The organism is Amorphus sp. 3PC139-8, assembly GCF_040750475.1.
Lineage (GTDB): Bacteria > Pseudomonadota > Alphaproteobacteria > Rhizobiales > Amorphaceae > Amorphus.
Genome location: NZ_JABJVY010000015.1, coordinates 110,692 through 127,152, shown reverse-complemented (window position 1 = coordinate 127,152; position 16,461 = coordinate 110,692). Strand labels below are relative to the sequence as shown.

The 16,461-nt window shown below is 63.1% G+C and carries 18 protein-coding genes; 11 read left to right on the top strand and 7 right to left on the bottom strand.

Going from position 1 to position 16,461, the window contains the following annotated elements:
- Nucleotides 1-175: 175 nt before the first annotated feature.
- Together HNS03_RS15240 and HNS03_RS15235 are read right to left on the bottom strand one after the other, a co-directional pair.
- The gene (locus tag HNS03_RS15240) at nt 176-694 is read right to left on the bottom strand and encodes a DUF6650 family protein (protein WP_367196414.1); all 519 of its coding nucleotides are present in this window, start codon (nt 692-694) and stop codon (nt 176-178) included.
- A 178-nt stretch (nt 695-872) separates the two neighbouring features.
- Complete coding sequence (locus HNS03_RS15235) at nt 873-1,382, bottom strand: MarR family winged helix-turn-helix transcriptional regulator (RefSeq protein ID WP_367196412.1); 510 nt, start codon at nt 1,380-1,382, stop codon at nt 873-875.
- Between the two features lie 352 nt (nt 1,383-1,734).
- Between HNS03_RS15235 and HNS03_RS15230 the strand changes: the two genes are divergently transcribed.
- The 3 genes from HNS03_RS15230 to HNS03_RS15220 all read left to right on the top strand — a co-directional run bounded on the left by HNS03_RS15230 (nt 1,735) and on the right by HNS03_RS15220 (nt 3,434).
- On the top strand, nt 1,735-1,947 hold the full coding sequence (locus HNS03_RS15230; protein ID WP_367196410.1) for a hypothetical protein: 213 nt from the start codon (nt 1,735-1,737) through the stop codon (nt 1,945-1,947).
- A gap of 66 nt (nt 1,948-2,013) precedes the next feature.
- Entirely contained in the window at nt 2,014-2,712 is a 699-nt protein-coding gene (locus HNS03_RS15225; RefSeq protein WP_367196409.1) for a LysM domain-containing protein, read from the top strand.
- Nucleotides 2,713-2,882: 170 nt separating this feature from the next.
- Nucleotides 2,883-3,434, top strand: a complete 552-nt coding sequence (locus HNS03_RS15220) for a CAP domain-containing protein (RefSeq protein ID WP_367196408.1) — start codon at nt 2,883-2,885, stop codon at nt 3,432-3,434.
- Nucleotides 3,435-3,442: 8 nt separating this feature from the next.
- Here HNS03_RS15220 and HNS03_RS15215 read toward each other — a convergent pair whose 3' ends face one another.
- Both HNS03_RS15215 and HNS03_RS15210 read right to left on the bottom strand, forming a co-directional pair.
- Nucleotides 3,443-4,324, bottom strand: a complete 882-nt coding sequence (locus HNS03_RS15215; RefSeq protein WP_367196406.1) for an NAD(P)-dependent oxidoreductase — start codon at nt 4,322-4,324, stop codon at nt 3,443-3,445.
- A gap of 35 nt (nt 4,325-4,359) precedes the next feature.
- Complete coding sequence (locus tag HNS03_RS15210; RefSeq protein WP_367196405.1) at nt 4,360-4,773, bottom strand: DUF6163 family protein; 414 nt, start codon at nt 4,771-4,773, stop codon at nt 4,360-4,362.
- A gap of 189 nt (nt 4,774-4,962) precedes the next feature.
- On the opposite strand from HNS03_RS15210, the gene hemB reads away from it, so the two are divergent.
- From hemB to HNS03_RS15175, 7 genes are all read left to right on the top strand, one after another.
- Nucleotides 4,963-6,000, top strand: coding sequence for a porphobilinogen synthase (hemB, locus tag HNS03_RS15205; protein ID WP_367196403.1), 1,038 nt, complete (start codon nt 4,963-4,965; stop codon nt 5,998-6,000).
- A 60-nt stretch (nt 6,001-6,060) separates the two neighbouring features.
- On the top strand, nt 6,061-7,320 hold the full coding sequence (locus tag HNS03_RS15200; RefSeq protein WP_367196402.1) for a threonine ammonia-lyase: 1,260 nt from the start codon (nt 6,061-6,063) through the stop codon (nt 7,318-7,320).
- 97 nt (nt 7,321-7,417) lie between these two features.
- Nucleotides 7,418-7,936, top strand: a complete 519-nt coding sequence (locus tag HNS03_RS15195; protein WP_367196400.1) for an RDD family protein — start codon at nt 7,418-7,420, stop codon at nt 7,934-7,936.
- A 266-nt stretch (nt 7,937-8,202) separates the two neighbouring features.
- The gene (locus tag HNS03_RS15190) at nt 8,203-10,032 is read left to right on the top strand and encodes an SLC13 family permease (RefSeq protein ID WP_367196398.1); all 1,830 of its coding nucleotides are present in this window, start codon (nt 8,203-8,205) and stop codon (nt 10,030-10,032) included.
- 120 nt (nt 10,033-10,152) lie between these two features.
- Nucleotides 10,153-10,896, top strand: coding sequence for an arginyltransferase (locus tag HNS03_RS15185; protein ID WP_367196397.1), 744 nt, complete (start codon nt 10,153-10,155; stop codon nt 10,894-10,896).
- Between the two features lie 202 nt (nt 10,897-11,098).
- The gene (locus HNS03_RS15180; protein WP_367196395.1) at nt 11,099-11,353 is read left to right on the top strand and encodes a hypothetical protein; all 255 of its coding nucleotides are present in this window, start codon (nt 11,099-11,101) and stop codon (nt 11,351-11,353) included.
- Between the two features lie 144 nt (nt 11,354-11,497).
- Nucleotides 11,498-11,827, top strand: a complete 330-nt coding sequence (locus tag HNS03_RS15175) for a hypothetical protein (RefSeq protein WP_367196393.1) — start codon at nt 11,498-11,500, stop codon at nt 11,825-11,827.
- A 191-nt stretch (nt 11,828-12,018) separates the two neighbouring features.
- Here HNS03_RS15175 and HNS03_RS15170 read toward each other — a convergent pair whose 3' ends face one another.
- A complete protein-coding gene (locus HNS03_RS15170; protein ID WP_367196391.1) occupies nt 12,019-12,918 on the bottom strand; it encodes a LysR family transcriptional regulator in 900 nt (299 codons plus the stop codon).
- Nucleotides 12,919-13,021: 103 nt separating this feature from the next.
- On the opposite strand from HNS03_RS15170, the gene HNS03_RS15165 reads away from it, so the two are divergent.
- Entirely contained in the window at nt 13,022-13,732 is a 711-nt protein-coding gene (locus tag HNS03_RS15165; RefSeq protein WP_367196389.1) for a L,D-transpeptidase, read from the top strand.
- Nucleotides 13,733-13,760: 28 nt separating this feature from the next.
- Here HNS03_RS15165 and HNS03_RS15160 read toward each other — a convergent pair whose 3' ends face one another.
- A complete protein-coding gene (locus tag HNS03_RS15160; protein ID WP_367196387.1) occupies nt 13,761-15,884 on the bottom strand; it encodes a pyrroloquinoline quinone-dependent dehydrogenase in 2,124 nt (707 codons plus the stop codon).
- Between the two features lie 6 nt (nt 15,885-15,890).
- Nucleotides 15,891-16,235 (bottom strand): hypothetical protein, encoded by a 345-nt coding sequence (locus tag HNS03_RS15155; protein WP_367196385.1) that lies wholly within the window; start codon nt 16,233-16,235, stop codon nt 15,891-15,893.
- Nucleotides 16,236-16,461: the final 226 nt, after the last annotated feature.

Here is a 16,461-nt window from a genome sequence, read left to right as displayed (position 1 = left end):
ATCACGCTCTGCTCGACGAGCAGCAAATAGCAGCATGACTTAAACCAAACAGCCTCCGGCGATGCCGGGGCGGTTCAGGATACGCTTCCGTCACAAAATGACACGCTCTAGACGAAATATCCAGTTTGTTCTATATTTGTTCTTGGTAGCCATACCTGCGAGACGACGAAGGGGCTTAGGCCCCTTCTTCTATTTCCGGCGGCAAAATGGAAGCTAATTCCGGCTCAAGGTCGATTTGGTATAAGCTGGAAAGCTCGGCGATATTCTGCCCAAAAGATGCCCTCAGTTCACCGAGCGCAACAAAGAAGCCGCTATCGAATTCCCTTGGGTCATTCCCATGACGGTGGCGGTAATAGTCCGCATTCCTAAACTCGGGGAAATCACCGGAAAGGAATTTACGGCAACTCGCCCGCATCGCTTGAAACAGTTTAGCGGCGGGAGAGGACGAAGGCAGCACCTTTAAGGCTTCGGTCAACTCGTGCCGTATTCCCTGCACCGAGTCCTCAACCTGATGAGGCACCTCAAGGTGCATCGGGACGTAGAACACCCGTCTGTCTTCGAGAGCTCGAATGACGCGGTGAACGACCGCCTGCTCGGGCTCAGGCGCCGTCCAGTTCGCGCCGAAGCCAAACAGCGAGATGCCGTTCAGCCTGCTACGGACGGCCTGGAATGTCAGCTTGGTCTTCTGCGTCATCTGAGCACCCTCAACCAGCCAGAGGTGCATAGCAGACAGCGGCAATTTGGACGAGTGAACCCGGTGGCACGAGAGTGTCACGGAGCGGGGTGCATCGAGGGGCACTTTGGTGCCCCATCGTGCCCCGTAGCGCCACCCAACGAACCGCTAAGTCATTGAGTGACACGTAGCTAAGTTCTTATAATCTATACAAAATTTGGTCCTGCCAAAAACGATCGAGCCGCTGCAGGCTCTGGGTCATCGCCTGGAGCTCGTTGGGATCGATCGCGCTGATGGCGGTCATCGTCTTGATGTGACGCTCGAACAGCGTCTCCACGATGGTGGCGATCTCCTGGCCTTCCGGCGTCAACGTCAGGCGCACGGTGCGCTTGTCGGAGTCGGAACGTTCCTGGCGGACCAGGTCCTGCTCGACCAGCTTCTTGACGTTGTAGGAGACGTTGGAGCCGAGATAGTAGCCGCGCGTCTTCAGCTCGCTCGCCGTCACCGCGCTGTCGCCGATATAGAAGATCAGCACCGCTTGGACGTTGGAGACGTCGGTGCGGCCGAGCCGGTCGAGCTCGTCTTTCACCACGTCGAGAAACCGCCGATGAACGCGCTCCACCAGCTTCACCGCATCCAGATAGACCGGCTTCATGTCTTCCGCCGAAAGCGCGGCCGGGCGCGCCGGCGCACCGATGTGCATGGTCATTGTTGAGCCTCCTGATCGGCCGCACCGCGTTGTTCTTTCGTGCGTGCCTTGGGAGCACCCTGGCCCGAGGCGTTAAAGGCCCGCTTAAGAGACACCGTGAATCAGGAGTGAATCGCCTGGGTGTTGCTCCAATGCCTCAGGATCGGCGCGACGGCAGCTGAATCAGAAGCTCAATCCTCGCTGAAAACGAAAGCGGGCCAGCGGCTTGGGGCGAGAATTCAAACCACGTTTTAAGCCGCGCCAACCTCCTTCGCCCGCTCCACCCGAGGTGGGCCTGCGCGGAACCGTGGCGGGGGCACCACCGTTTGCCGGGTCGCAAACCCTTCACCTCCAAGCCGTAAGGACAGGCCCAATGAGTGGACACTCCAAGCATCCCAAACGGCCGACACCCGCCGATCGCGATCTCAACTATGATCCGGGTATCGGCCGTTCCAAAGGGGCCGATATCGGCAAGGCCGACCCGGAAGACATCGAGGGGGAGAACACCTTCGAAGGCGACGTGGAGAATGATCCGAACAGGATGGGCAAGGTCGATCCCGACCGTATCGGCCGTCGCAACAAATAGGTCTTGGAGGCCGGCGTGACAGCGACCACCTGCAAAGACCTGACGAAATAAAGGGAATGCGAAATGATGCACGCCAAGACCCTAGCTGCCGCCGGCCTTGCCGGCCTGCTGCTTCTCCCGACGACCGGCCCTTCCAACGCCCAGTCGGCGTGCGGATCGGAAGCGACAGTGCGCACCGGAGAGACGTTGGCGGATCTTGCGGCGCGCTGCGATGTCACGGTGGCGGAAATCAACGATGCCAACCCAGGCATCACCGCCGAGACGGCCACGCCGGGCACCGTGGTTCAGCTTCCCGGTGCGCTCGGCGGCTGGATGGACCGCGCCCGCGGCGCGCTCGACCGTGCCGGACAAGAGATCCAGGGAGCCGCGGAACGCGCAGGTGAGTCGGTGTCGGACTATCTCGACCAGAACCCGGAGCTGAAGAGCGACCTCCAGTCGTTCGGGGCACGGGTCGGGCTGCCGGGGGCCGAAGCCCCGGCTGCAACGGGTCCCGGCATGACGATTGAGCCGAAGACCGTCGGACCGAACGGGACCGTCACTCTTACGGCTGCCGGCTTGCCTGGTAACACTCTGGTCGAAATTGCCGCCGGGCCGCCCGAGGCTGAGTACAACGTGATCGATGAGGCCACGACCACCAGCGACGGTCGCCTGGAGGCGACGCTTACGATCCCGTCCTGGGCCGAGGGCGGCGACGACGTCATCTTCGTCCTTGAGACAAAGCGCCTGCGGCTCACGTCCGATCCGGTGAGCGTCACGCAACGCTAGACTCTTCTCCGCTCAGATCGAAACATCTGGAGCGGTAGGAAATCGCTTCAGATTCAATAGGTTGAGCAAGTCCTCTTCGTTCAAATCGACGATCTTCGAATGGGACATGCGCTAAGCGAAGGCGCTTGTCTCCCCTTGCGCGGACGTGGTTTCTCGGGTCCTGTCGCCCCATGATTCGAGCGTCGATTCCCGGCTATTTCCGCGCGCGTGCGCGTCTTCTCTTGGCCGTTGGGCTGGCGGCTTTGGCCGCCGGCTGTGGCTCGGTCGATTTCGTCAATCGTGCCGATCTTCCAGCGCTTAGAGCCCAGAGCCTCGGCCTTGTGAACGCCGCCCGGGCGCAGGAGGGCTTGCCCCCTCTCACCTTCGACCCCGCACTCAATAAGGCCGCCCAGGCCCACGCAGAAGACATGCGGCGTCGGAATTATTATTCTCACACGTCGCTTCTGACCGGCGGACCGGCCGAACGCTACGGCCGTGCCGGTGGTGCGCCGATCGGCCACTTCGCGGAAAATATTGCCCGCTGCTTCCGCTGCGCGATTCCCGCCGACAGCGCCTCCGTGCGGCAGCTTCACGAGCAGTGGATGGGCAGCCCCGAACACCGTCACAATATCCTGAAGCCGGATGTCACCCGCTACGGCTTCGGCCTCGCGGAGACCGAAGACGGCAAGCACTATGCGGTTGAGGAGTTCTATGGCCCGGTCCGGCCGGAGGACTATCAGTAGCGCAGCCGCTACTCTGCATCGCTGTCGCGCCCACGCAGGAAGGCGACGATTTGCGAGAAATCGCGCTCGCCAAGCCCCGCGGCGGAGAACAGCGTGTAGAGCTGCTGCGCCCCGGCCGAAAGCGGCGTTGCCGTGCCGGTTTTGCGGGCGGCATCCTGGACCAGGTTCAAGTCGGTCAACATCGTCGCGCCGGATAGGTTAGTGCGGCCGTCCACGTGGCCGGGTTCCGGCCAGCGCCGTGCAAGCGCGGCGTGTGACATCGACGCCGCCGAGAGCGCCGTCATGTAAGCTTGGCGGTCGAGACCCAGCGCATCGGCAAGATTGCCGGCCTCCGAAACCGCGATCATCGAAACGCCGAGCACAAGATTGGTGCAGATCGTCGCCGCCTGACCCGATCCGGAGGGGCCAACATGCACCAGGCTGTCGCTGACGGCCTCCAGGATCGGCTTCGCCGCCGCGACCGCCTCATCCGATCCACCGACAAGCACGCTCAGGGCTTCGGCCTCCGCTGACCTCGATCCGGCCGTTGCGGGCGCATCCACCATGAGAAGCCCGGCTTCGTCGGCCTCGGTGGCGACGGCGCGAGCGGTTTCGACATCCGTGGTCGAGCAGTCGATCAGGAGCGTCCCCGGCCGCGATAGGGCGATGATCCCATCCCCACCGAGATAGGTCGCCCGCACGGCTCCCGGATCGGTAAGCAGCGTGACGATGATTTCGGCCTCGCCGGAAAGCTCGATCAGCGATCCCGCCAGCCGTCCGCCCGCTTCGGTGACACCGGTTCCGACGCCTTCGCGGAAGTCGTAGCCGACGATGGCGTGGCCCGCGTTCAGCAGGCGCACGGCCATGGTCTCGCCAATCCGGCCAAGGCCGATGAAGCCGATCTTCGCCATCGCGGCGCCCTCCCCGTTGCGCTTGCGCAGCTCCGCTATTGCGCTTCCTCGCGCTCGATCATGATCACAAGGACGACAAAGGCGAGGATCGTCAAAACGTTGCCGATCACCATCAGGATGCTGCCCCCGAAGATGTCCGCCATGGCCGTATGCACGATGATCTGGCTGGTGGCTGCCAGGAGCCACAGCACCGTGCCCCACGAGACGGTCAACCACAACCCGACCCCGGCCACGAGGTTGAGCACCGCGAAATAGACCGCCGCGATCTGAACCTCTGTCTGGAGCTGCCAGAACCAAAGGTCGCCAAATTGCAGAACGCCGATGATCCGCGCCCACGCAGCAACGCCTGCAACGAGCCAGAGCACCGCCAGCGTGCGAAGAAATACCGTCATGACGGTGCGCCAAGCGAGTTTGCTCGGCTCCAGCTTCAAAGCTTCGATGTCGATCATCTGCGGCCTTCGAACGGACGGATCATTCAGCCGGCATGCGCCGCGATCGCGGCGCGGTCAAGATCGAAGCGGCGACGCCGGCTTGGCTCGCCTCTGTCGATCCGGCTATTTCCTGCGCCGATCGAATAAACTAGCTTGGCGCAACTGGCCTCGCCCGCCCGCCTTGGGCCGACAGAACTGGCACTTCTCATGACCATCGATCCTGCCCGCTTTTCCCAATCCGTCGACGTTCGCGATATCCTTCAAGGCCGGCGTCTGCGCCGCCCTCGCCAGGCCGATTGGTCGCGGCGTCTGGTACGCGAGAACGTGCTGACGGTCGACGACCTGATCTGGCCGATGTTCGTCATCGATGGCGAGAATCGGCGCGAGCCGGTCACATCCATGCCGGGCGTCGATCGCCTGTCGGTGGATAACATCGTGCGCGAGGCGGAACGGGCGGCAAAGCTTCGGATACCGGCAATCGCGCTGTTCCCCTATACCGAGAGCGATTTGCGCGACCCCACCGGCAGTGAAGCGCTCAACGGGGAAAACCTGGTCTGTCAGGCCTGCCGTGCGATCAAGGCGGCGGTGCCGGAGATCGGCATCGTTACCGACGTGGCCCTCGACCCCTACACCAGCCACGGCCACGATGGACTGATGTCGGGCGACGAGATCGTGAACGACGCTTCGGTGGCGCAGCTCTGCGGCCAGGCGCTGGTGCAGGCTCAAGCGGGCGCCGACGTGATCGCCCCGTCGGACATGATGGACGGGCGGGTTGGCGCGATTCGCGCCACCCTCGACGAAGCCGGCTATGAGCGCGTTCAGATCATGGCCTATGCCGCAAAGTACGCCTCCGCCTTTTACGGGCCGTTCCGGGACGCCATCGGCACCTCCGCGGCGCTGAAAGGGGACAAGCGCACCTACCAGATGGATCCCGGCAACTCCGACGAAGCCCTCAGAGAGGTCGAGCTCGATCTGTCAGAGGGCGCCGACATGGTCATGGTAAAGCCCGGCATGCCCTATCTCGACATCGTCCGGCGGGTGAAGGACGCCTTCGCGGTGCCGACGTTCGCCTATCAGGTGTCCGGCGAATACGCGATGCTGATGGGCGCGGCGGAGCGCGGCTGGCTCGACGGCGATCGGGTGATGGTGGAAAGCCTGCTGGGGTTCAAGCGTGCTGGCGCCGACGGCATTCTCACCTATTTCGCGCCTCGGGTCGCAGAACGGCTGGCCGGAGGCCCGCTTTAGCCATTTTCGCCGCGCATCCGCGACTATAAGAGACGAAAATCACGCGCGGAGATTCGGACGATGACTTCCAGCCCATCCCATGACCTGCCGGACCCGCGCCTGCCCGATCTCGACGCGATCCGCGAGGCGGCGGCGATGATCGAAGGCCAGGTGGTGCGCACGCCACTTCTGGCCGCGCCGAAGCTCTCTCAACTCGTCGGCACGGACGTCTTCGTCAAATACGAGAACATGCAGGTCACCAACTCCTTCAAGGACCGAGGTGCGCTGGTGCGCATGTTGCGGCTGACGGAGGAGGAGCGCGCCCAGGGCGTGATCGCCATGTCGGCGGGCAATCATGCGCAGGCGGTAGCCTATCATGCGAGCCGCCTCGGCATTCCGGCCACGATCGTGATGCCGGAGACCACCCCGTTCGTAAAAGTCCAGTCGACCCAGTCGCGCGGCGCCAAGGTCGTCTTGAAAGGCGAAACGCTCGCCGATTCCCAGATCGAATGCGAACGGCTGAAGGCCGAGCATGGCTACACCCTGATCCACCCCTATGACGATCCGGACGTGATCCGGGGCCAGGGCACCATCGGCCTGGAAATGCTGGAAGACGAGCCGGACCTGGACACGCTGGTGGTCCCGATCGGCGGCGGCGGTCTGATCTCGGGGATTTCGATCGCGACCAAGGCGCTGAAGCCCGACATTTCCATCGTTGGCGCGGAGGCCGCACTCTACCCCTCCATGTGGGGTATTCTGCGCGGGGAAACTCCGATTTGCGGAGGCAACACGCTGGCCGAGGGCATCGCCGTCAAGAATATCGGCGAGCTGACCTCGATGGTCGTTCGTGCGCTCGTGGACGATGTCCTGCTGGTGGACGAGCCGTCGCTGGAGCGCGCCGTCAATGCCTATCTGATGCTGCAGAAGACAATGGCGGAAGGCGCCGGGGCCGCCGGCCTCGCCGCGGTGATGATGGCACCGGAGCGCTTCGCCGGCCGCAAGGTCGGGCTGGTGCTGTGCGGCGGCAATATCGACGCGCGGATTCTCGCATCCATCATGGTGCGCGAACTTGCGCGAACGGAGCGGATCGTGGCGATTCGCGTAGTGATCCACGACCGACCAGGAGTGCTCGCGGAGCTCGCCGCTGTGATTGGCCGATTGTCGGGGAACATCCTTGAGGTCTCCCACCACCGGCTGCTTCTCAACGTGCCGGCCAAGGGCACCTCGGTGGATTTCACCATCGAAACGCGCGATGCCGCCCACGCCGCGGAGATCGTCGCCGGCATCGAGGCGCTCGGCTTTTCGGTCACTCGGCTGGATGTCGCGGAATCCCATTTCTGAACCGCGCGGCCCCTTTGCAGCGCCGCGCGCGGTTTTGACAATCGTCGGCCGCCTCCCCATCTGGTTTGTCGGTTGATCGACTTCAGGAGGACGGGCGATGAGCGCCGCAACCGACGCCGCCGAGGGGCACCCTCTCTTCGACCCCTATGCGCATCCGGAACTCTATCAGGGCTTGCGCTTTCGCCGCAGCATGGCCTTCATCATGGATCTGATCCTGATCACGGTCCTGATGTTTGCGACCTCGATCGCCGTTTTGTTCCTCGGCGTCCTGACCCTCGGCCTCGCCTGGATGCTGTTTGCGATCCTGTGGCCGGCGGTGGCCTTGCTCTACGTCGCCTTCACGCTCGGCGGGGCGAATTCAGCAACACCCGGCATGCGGGCAATGGGGATTGAGCTGCGGCTCTGGTATGGCGACAAGTGCTACCCACTGCTTGCTGCGGTTCATGGCACCCTGTTCTACCTCTCCGTCAGCTTTCTCACGCCGCTGGTGCTGCTTGTTTCCTTCTTTTCCGATCGCAAGCGGCTTCTGCACGACATGGTGCTTGGAACCGTGATGGTGGATTCCGCCGCGCTGCGCAGCCTCGAACTTGACGCGCGTTCTCCCCGCAGCCTGTAACGGAACGATCGACAGTCCCTCGGGGCCGATATCAGGCAATCCTATCTCGGATACCCCGCGAGCGAGCATCCCGTTTCTTCACCCCGGTCCTCGGTGTGAGGTACGACCTATGCTCGGCGCCGCTCTTGCGCGTGTGCCTGGAATCGGGCGATCTCCCGGCTCCGGGAGTTTTGCATGCGGCTTGCAGGCAAGCATGATTGAGTGTGCTTTCTCCTAGAGGCTGTTGAGGACCAACGCATGGGCTGCGCCGCCTGGACCGATTGCGCATGACGTTGCTGCCCGACCTCGGAATGTGGCTGACCTTCGGCGTGATCGCCGTGTCTGTGGTGCTCTATGCCACCGAGCGCTATTCGATCGAGGGAATCAGCCTTGGCGTCATTGTCGCCTTTCTTCTGATCTTCCCGGTAGCCGGGATCGCGCCGGGCGCGCAAAAGCTCGACGCGACGGCCTTGATCTCCGGCTTTGCCAATCCCGGTCTCATCACCATTCTCGCGCTGCTCGTCGTCGGCCAAGGGCTGTTTCATACCGACGCCCTGGAACGTCCGGCCAGGGGGATGGTCGTTCTCGTCGATCGGTTCGGTGGGCTTGCGATCGCCGGCGTCCTGGTCGCGATCGGGGCGCTGAGCGCATTCATGAACAACACACCCGTGGTGGTGATGTTCTTGCCGGTTATCGCGTCGGTCGGCGCGGCAGTGAACCTGTCGCCATCCAGGCTTTTGATGCCGCTGTCCTTCATCACCATTCTCGGCGGCATGTCGACCGTGATCGGCTCCTCCACCAATCTGCTCGCTGTCGACGTGGCCCGGCGGGCCGGCGCGGTGGATCTCGGCTTTTTCTCGTTTGCGCCGCTCGCGCTCGTCCTGATTGCGGTTGGCGCCGTCTATGTGCTCGTCGTTCTGCCGCGCCTGCTGTCGCCCCGGCGCACCATGGCCGATGAAGTGAGAAGCGGCGCGGGCCGCCAGTTCATCGCCGAGATCGCGGTACGGGAAGGCCACCCGCTTGCTGGTGCGGCGCCCACCGCCGGGCTGTTTCCGCAGCTTTCCGACATGACGGTGCGCCTCGTCCAGCGCGGCGAGCGTGCCTTCCTGCCTCCGTTCGAAGGGCTGGTGCTGCGGCCGGGGGATGTCGTGATCGTGGCGGCGACCCGGCCGCGAATCGAGCGGATCCTGTCCCAGCGCAAATCGATGATGCCGGAGACCACGGCCGACGGCGGGGACACTCCGCAACCGCTTCCCGACGGCGTCGTTACGCTGGCCGAAGCAATCGTAGCGCCCGGCTCCCGCCTGATCGGGCGCACCACCGCCCAGGCCGGCTTTCGCACTGAAACCGGCTGCGTCGTGCTCGGTATTCAGCGCCGCAGCCGCATGCCGCGCACGCCCATGACAGAGATCCGGATGGAGGCTGGCGATGTGCTCCTGTTCGCCGGCACCCGCGAACAGATCGAGCGTCTCCGTGTTAGCCGCGACGTCCTGCTGGTCGACTGGAGCGCCAGCGACCTGCCCCGGCGCACCAAAGCGCCGCAGGCCGTTGCCATTTTCGCCGCCGTCGTCCTCGCCGCCGCCTTCGAACTGGTCCCGATTGTCGTTGCCGCGCTTGCCGGCGCGCTGGCCATGTTGGCGACGGGCTGCCTCAACATCCGCCAGGCTGGACGTGTGATCGACGGGCGTATCGTCATGCTTGTCGGCGCGGCAATCGCCTCTGCGACGGCACTGGAGGCGACGGGAGGCGCCACCACGATCGCCAATGCCGTTGTCTCCGCCCTCGATGGCGCATCGACGGCGGTGGTCTTGTCCGCGATTTTCCTGGTGATCGCGGTTGCGACCAACATCGTGACCAACAATGCAGCCGCCGTTTTGTTTACGCCGGTTGCGATCGGGCTCGCCGATCGGTTGGGTGTCGCCGCGGAGCCGTTCGTGGTCGCGGTGATTCTGGCGGCCAACTGCTCGTTCGCAACGCCGGTCTCCTATCAGACCAATCTTCTGGTCATGGGTCCGGGACACTACCGATTTCGCGATTTTCTGTTCGCGGGAACGCCGCTGGTGATTATCCTATGGCTGACATTTTCCCTGGTGGCGCCCTGGTACTATGGTCTTTGATGCCATATTTCACTGCGCCCGTGGCGGGCGGGCGTTAAACGTTACCGAGAGAGCCGTTTCGGCCGCTTGCACGTGCATCGCGAGCGACCGGCGAAGAAAGGAGTTGCAGGGCGAAGCGCCATGACGCGGCAATATAGCGAAAACCCGCAGTTCTACCTGACCGCCGCCGCGCCCTGCCCCTATCTGGAGGGGCGGTTGGAGCGCAAGGTGTTTACGCATCTGGTTGGCGATCGCGCGAACGCACTCAACGACATCCTGACCCAGGGCGGGTTCCGCCGTTCCCAGAACATTGCCTATCGGCCGGCTTGCGAAGGTTGCAAGGCGTGCGTCTCCGTTCGCGTGGTGGTGGACGGCTTCGACTGGACCCGCTCATTCAAGCGGATCATGGCGACCTCGCGCGATCTCATCGGCGAGGAGATCCCGCCGGCGCCCTCCTCCGAACAATACTCCTTGTTCCGAAGCTATCTCGATGCCCGCCATGCGGCCGGCGGCATGGCGGAAATGTCAGTGCTCGACTACGCCATGATGGTCGAGGACACCCATGTCGATACGCTGCTGATCGAGTATCGCGAAGCCACCCCGGACAGTGCCTTCACCGGCCGCAGCTCCGGGCGGCTGCTGGCCACCGCGTTGACCGACATTCTCTCCGATGGGCTGTCGATGGTGTATTCCTTCTATGACCCGGAGGAGACGCGCCGCAGTCTCGGAACCTACATGATCCTCGACCATATTCGCCGGGCGCGCGAGCGTGGCCTGCCGTTCGTGTATCTGGGTTATTGGGTCGAGGGGTCGCCGAAGATGGGGTACAAGAGCCGCTTCCAACCGCAGGAGCATCTCGGTCCGCAAGGGTGGCAACGCGCCTGAGCCGATCTTATTTTGCACCGACACCGCGGAGGTCCGGCCGCGTCACAATATCCGGTCCACCCGAGCGTCATCCTGAGCAACCTAGGACCGACACTTGGGAAGCAAAATGCGTTACGTCCGATTGTCTCCTGCCTGATCCAAACCGATAATCCCGCCCTGGCCACGCTGCACCCGATCCGAGATTCCGCGGAGCCCGACGAAGATGATCTATGTTCTCGCCTTCTTCCTGCCGCCGATTGCGCTCCTGATCGAGGGCAAGATTTTCTCTGCGATCTTCAATCTCATTCTGATCGTGCTGGTGATCATCCTGTCGGTGCTCACGCTGTTCGCCTTCATGTTCCTGCTGCTGGTCCCCTCCCTGCACGCGATCATCGTCATCGCCCAGGCTCGCCATAAGCGCGAGCACGACGAACTGGTCCAGGCCGCACGCGAGGGCCGGCTCCGGATCGACCGCTGATCCGCGTCCCCTTTCCCGGATCACAGGCGCCTTTTACGGACATCTGACGACCACGACCCAGAACGCGCCTTATCCTGTCCATGATCCGGCCCAACTTCGCTGGTCTAGATTTCGACAGGTAAAGTCCGCCGCGAGTAGGGTCACATGAAGATTGTCGTCGATGAAGGTAATTTCCATTCGGTTGTAAGATTTCTCGGCAGCAACGACGACGAGCTACGCGAATTAGGCGAGGATGAGATTTCAGATTTTCTGAAACAGCGCTTGCTGAAAACGTTCGGCGACATGTCGGACGTCGAGGCATTCGATAAGCTCCACACCGCCTTCTTCATTTGCAAGGGCGTGGCCGTCTTCCTCAACGACCAGTGGCTGGATCTGAAGCCGGGCGCATTCGGCGTGTCGCTGTGCGTCTACGTCAACGATGGCGGCGGCGGCGAGACGGTGCTCTCCGCCGAACCGGAACCGGTCGGAAGCTGATCGTTTTCCGGTCGCCGGATCGGACTGGGCGTCGCCCACGATTGCTCAAGACGGGCTTACGTCACGGCAACAAAGCAGGATCCGAAATTGCCGGACGGAGGATCCGCTATGCCCGAAGGCACGCAGATTCCCGACGGCCCGGCCACCGCCGTGGAAAGGGTCAGCATCTAACGTCCGCCCCTTTCACCGTGTCAGTCGATGCCATCTGCCGCCTTGAGACGCGGCGTGAGGAAGTCGACGAAGGCACGAACGACCGGCCGCATGAAGCGGACGGAGGGATAGGCGAGATAAAGCTCGGTCGGCGCCACATCGTAGTCGGGAAGGATCCGTACCAGCCGGCCCTGGGCGAGCTCCTCATCAACAAGAATGGCTTGGACTGGCCCCGGTCCCTGTCCCGCCAGGAGGCTGGAAACGATCACCTGGGCGTTGTTCGTCTTCAGGAGGTGAGCGACTGCGAGCTCGACGGTCTCAGAATCCCGATGGAGAACGAGCGTTCCTCGAGGAGAGAGAACCGCTGTCGTGGCAATCACCCGCCGGTCCGTCAGATCGTCAATGCTTCGAATCGCTCCGTACTGATCCAGATATGAAGGAGCCGCGACCAGAAGACGGTGCACCCATCCGATGCGCCGGACCACCGTGTTTTGACTGGCCGGTTTGCCGTAGCGCAACGCCAGATCGAAATTCTCGTAAACGAGGTCGGCTTCTCGATTGTCGAGAACCAAGTCCACGACGACACCGGGATTAGCCTCCTGGAACGCCATTACAATTGGATGAAGATGGCGCACGCCGATACACGATGGCGCAAACAGCCTGAGCTTGCCTTCGATTTCGCGCCCATCGCGTCGCACGCCCTCCATCGCCGCGTCGATTTTGGCTAGGGCCTCGCAACTGGCCTCGTAGAGAGCCAGTCCGGGAACGGTGAGGCGCACGGCCCGAGCGGTGCGCTCCAGCAGTCTGGCGTCGAGATGCTCTTCCAGCCTGTGGATGTGCTTTGTGATGGCAGGCTGCGAGATCGCAAGATCCCGCGCCGCGGCGGAGAGCGAGCCGCATTCGACGGTGCGCACGAATGCCCGCAGCGTATTGAGATCCATCTATTCCATCCGGTTATGGTAACTATCGTACCATAACCATAGACACTCGCCATTCCCTTCGCCACGAAAGACGCGAACTGAACGCCTAAGAAATGGATGGAACATGTCGATAAGCAGACGATCGGTGCTCCTGGGAATGACGTTCGCACTTGGCGGCTGCATCACGCAGCGTCCCGTGACGACCCAGACCGCCTCGAACGGTTACGTGCCGGATCCGTACTATGTCAGCATGTACGGTCCGATCACCACGGAGCCTTGGCCGATTCCCGCAATCGACATTTCAAAGATCGATCCGCTGCTGTTGCGGCAGGAGGTCGACTACGCGACCGACCAAAAGGCGGGCACGATCGTTGTCGACGTCAACAGCCGCTTCCTCTACCTCATCCGAGAGAACGGCAAGGCGCTGCGCTACGGCGTCGGCGTCGGTAAGGTCGAGGCGTTCAACTTCGAGGGCAATGCCGATATCGGACGCAAGGCGAAATGGCCGCGCTGGACGCCGACCAAAGACATGATCGCCCGCGAGCCGGAACGTTACGGCCCCTATGCCGGAGGCATGGACGGCGGTCCGGACAATCCGCTGGGACCACGTGCCCTCTATCTCTACCGGGATGGTCGCGACACCCTCTACCGGCTGCACGGGACCACTCAGCCCTACACGATCGGCACAAAGGTTTCCTCGGGATGTATCCGGCTGTTCAATCAGGACATCATCGATCTTTACCGCCGCATACCGGTCGGAACCAAAGTGGTGGTGCTGCCTTCCGACCCGAACGCATCGACCCCCAACTTCGCCGCTCCCGCAACCGGCGTGTAACGGCGAAGCTGACAAAGCGGCGGTGGCTCTACTCCGGCAGCGCGTAGGTCACCACCTGATCTGAGACCTTGGGCAGCAGGATCGTGTTGCCGCCGACGGCGAACGTCACATACTGCTTGCCCTTGTAGGTGTAGACCGCCGGCATGGAAACCGCCGGGGCATCGACCAGATCCCGCCACAGCACGTCGCCGGTCCTCATGTCGAGCGCCCGCACACGGCTGTCCATCGACGCGCCGATGAAGATCAGCCCGGACTTGGTGATCACCGGCGCCCCGATCGTCACCGAGCCCCACGACTTCGGCATATAGAAGCCGTGCTTCTGGACCTGCCCGAACGGCTTGTTCCACAGACGATCGCCGGTCTTGAGGTCATAGGCGGCGATGGTGCCGTAAGGCGGCTTCCAGCACGGCATGCCGGCCCAGTTGAGGAATGTCTCCAGCTTGAAGCCGTAGGGCACCTCGCCCTGCTTATAGTAGCCGCTGGTCTCGCCTTCCTGCGACTTCTGTTGATAGTCCTCGCGCGGAATAAGCGTGTAGATCTGGGCCACATGGTTGGCGTTGATGACGTAAATTCCGGAGGTGGGATCGACGGCACCGCCGCCCCACTGGCCGCCGCCGGTCGTCGGCGGAAAGGCGAGCGTTCCCTGGGTGCTCGGCGGCGTGAACTTGCCCTCGTAGCGCAACTCCTCGAACCTATCGGTGCAGCCGCCGAACGCCACCGCATCGGCGATCTGTGAAATACCGGGAAACTCGTTGGGCAGCACCGGCGCCGGCGTATCCACCCACGGCTGAGTCGGCGAGGCCTGTTCGCCTTCGATGTCGGACGCCGGAACGTCGCGTTCCTCGATCGGATAGATCGGCTCGCCAGTTTCCCGGTTCAGAACGTAGAGAAAGCCTTGTTTGGAGTTCTGTACCAACGCCGGAACCGTCTCGCCGTCCTTTTGGATATCGACCAGCGTCGGCGGCGCGACCGTGTCGTAGTCCCAGATGTCGTGATGGACGAGCTGACGCGACCACACGACCTCGCCGGTGTCCGTGTCGAGTGCGGTGACCGAGGTCGCCAGCGGCAGCTTTTCCTTGCGGTTGCCGCCATAGTAGTTGGGGCTCGGCGACGACACCGGGATGTAGAGCAGGCCTCGCTCCGGATCGATCGACATCGAGGCCCAAACATTGGCCGTGCCAGTGCGTTCGATCACGTCGTTGGGCAGCGCGTGGAACATCCACTTGAGCTCGCCGCTCTGCGCATCCAGCGCGAACACAGTGCCGGGAGGGGCTGCGGAATCGGTCCAGTCCTTGCCGGCCCAGCCGACGAACAGCGTGTCGTGATAGACCGTCGGCGGCTGCAGAAGCGACAGCGGCCACGCCGCGTTCACTGTGTTCCACTGGTTGACGTCAACCACGCCGTTGTCGCCGAACGAAGCACAGGGCTTGCCGGTGTCGGCGTCGACACCGTGGAGCTTGGCGTCCATGGTACCGATATAGACGATCTTCTGACAGGCTTCGCCCTCGGCCGGCTCATCGGCCTGCCAGTAGGCGACACCCCGATTCTTCATCGCCGGCTGGGTCAGCGCCTCCAAAACCGCGTCCGGGTCGTAAACCCATTTCTCTTCGCCCGTGTCCGGCTCCAGCGCGATGATCCGGTAGAACGGTGTCCCGAGATAGAGCGTGTCGTTCACGAACAACGGCGTGGCGGACCAGACCGACGTCGGAATATCGCCGGAGCCGTCCGACACGTCTCCGGTATGATACTCCCAGGCCTTCTTTAGCTTGCCGACATTCTCCGGCGTGATCTGGTCGGCGGGCGAATATTTCTGCGCCCTCAAGTCGCCATTGAAGGTGGCCCAGGTGTCGGTGGTCTCCATCCAAGCGTCCGGACCGGACTTCCCGGGCGCTTTTGACGCCTCGCCGGGCGCGGTTCCAGCCGGCCCGGTTTCCACGGTTGCCCCTTGGCCCGCAGGCGAAATCGTGGTCCGCGGGACGCTCTCCGGACCGTTCTCGACCGCACCGGTGTTCGGCGCGTCGGACGAGGATGCCGCCGGCGCATTTCCTGCGCCCGCGGCACCGTCCTGATTCTGCGCCAACACGGGCATGCCGGCCAGTGAAAGAGACAGCGCCGTGGAAAGAGCTAAGACGAATTTGGATCTTATCATCATGGCCGGTCAGGCTCCCTTTCCGGCAGCAATGGCGGAGCGGCTATCGCGGGCAGGATCGATCACGATGTAGATCAGCCAGGCGAAGCCCGCGACGGCGACGGCCGCAAGCAGAATGTTCGTTTCCAGCAGCCAGGCGGCGAAGCCGGTTCCGAGAATGTCGAGCAGGACGAGGATCGCCATCACCACCACGACCCAGCGCGGCAGGTGATGGCCGAAGGCGAGAATGAGCCCTCCGAGAAGGAGAAGCCCGGTCGTCACCAACACCAGGTAGGATCCCGGCGTGAAGGCTATGCCGTTTCCGGCGCTGAAAGCTGCGAGCGCGGCAAGGACCACTGCAACGAGCGCAGCCAAGCATAGGAGCCAAGCGCCGAATGCGCCGGCTCTCCTCGATTGTGATGCCATTGGTTGTTTTCCCCGTGATTACGCGCCATGGACCGACCACGGAATGGCCATCCTTTCGTCAACGAGCGGCCCGGTACCGCCGTTCCATGGCTGTGGCCCGCTGTCGCGGACAGACGCGAAATCCACGCCCATGTCGGGCGTTATCGGGATCAAAAACGCAGGATCAACAGGTGGA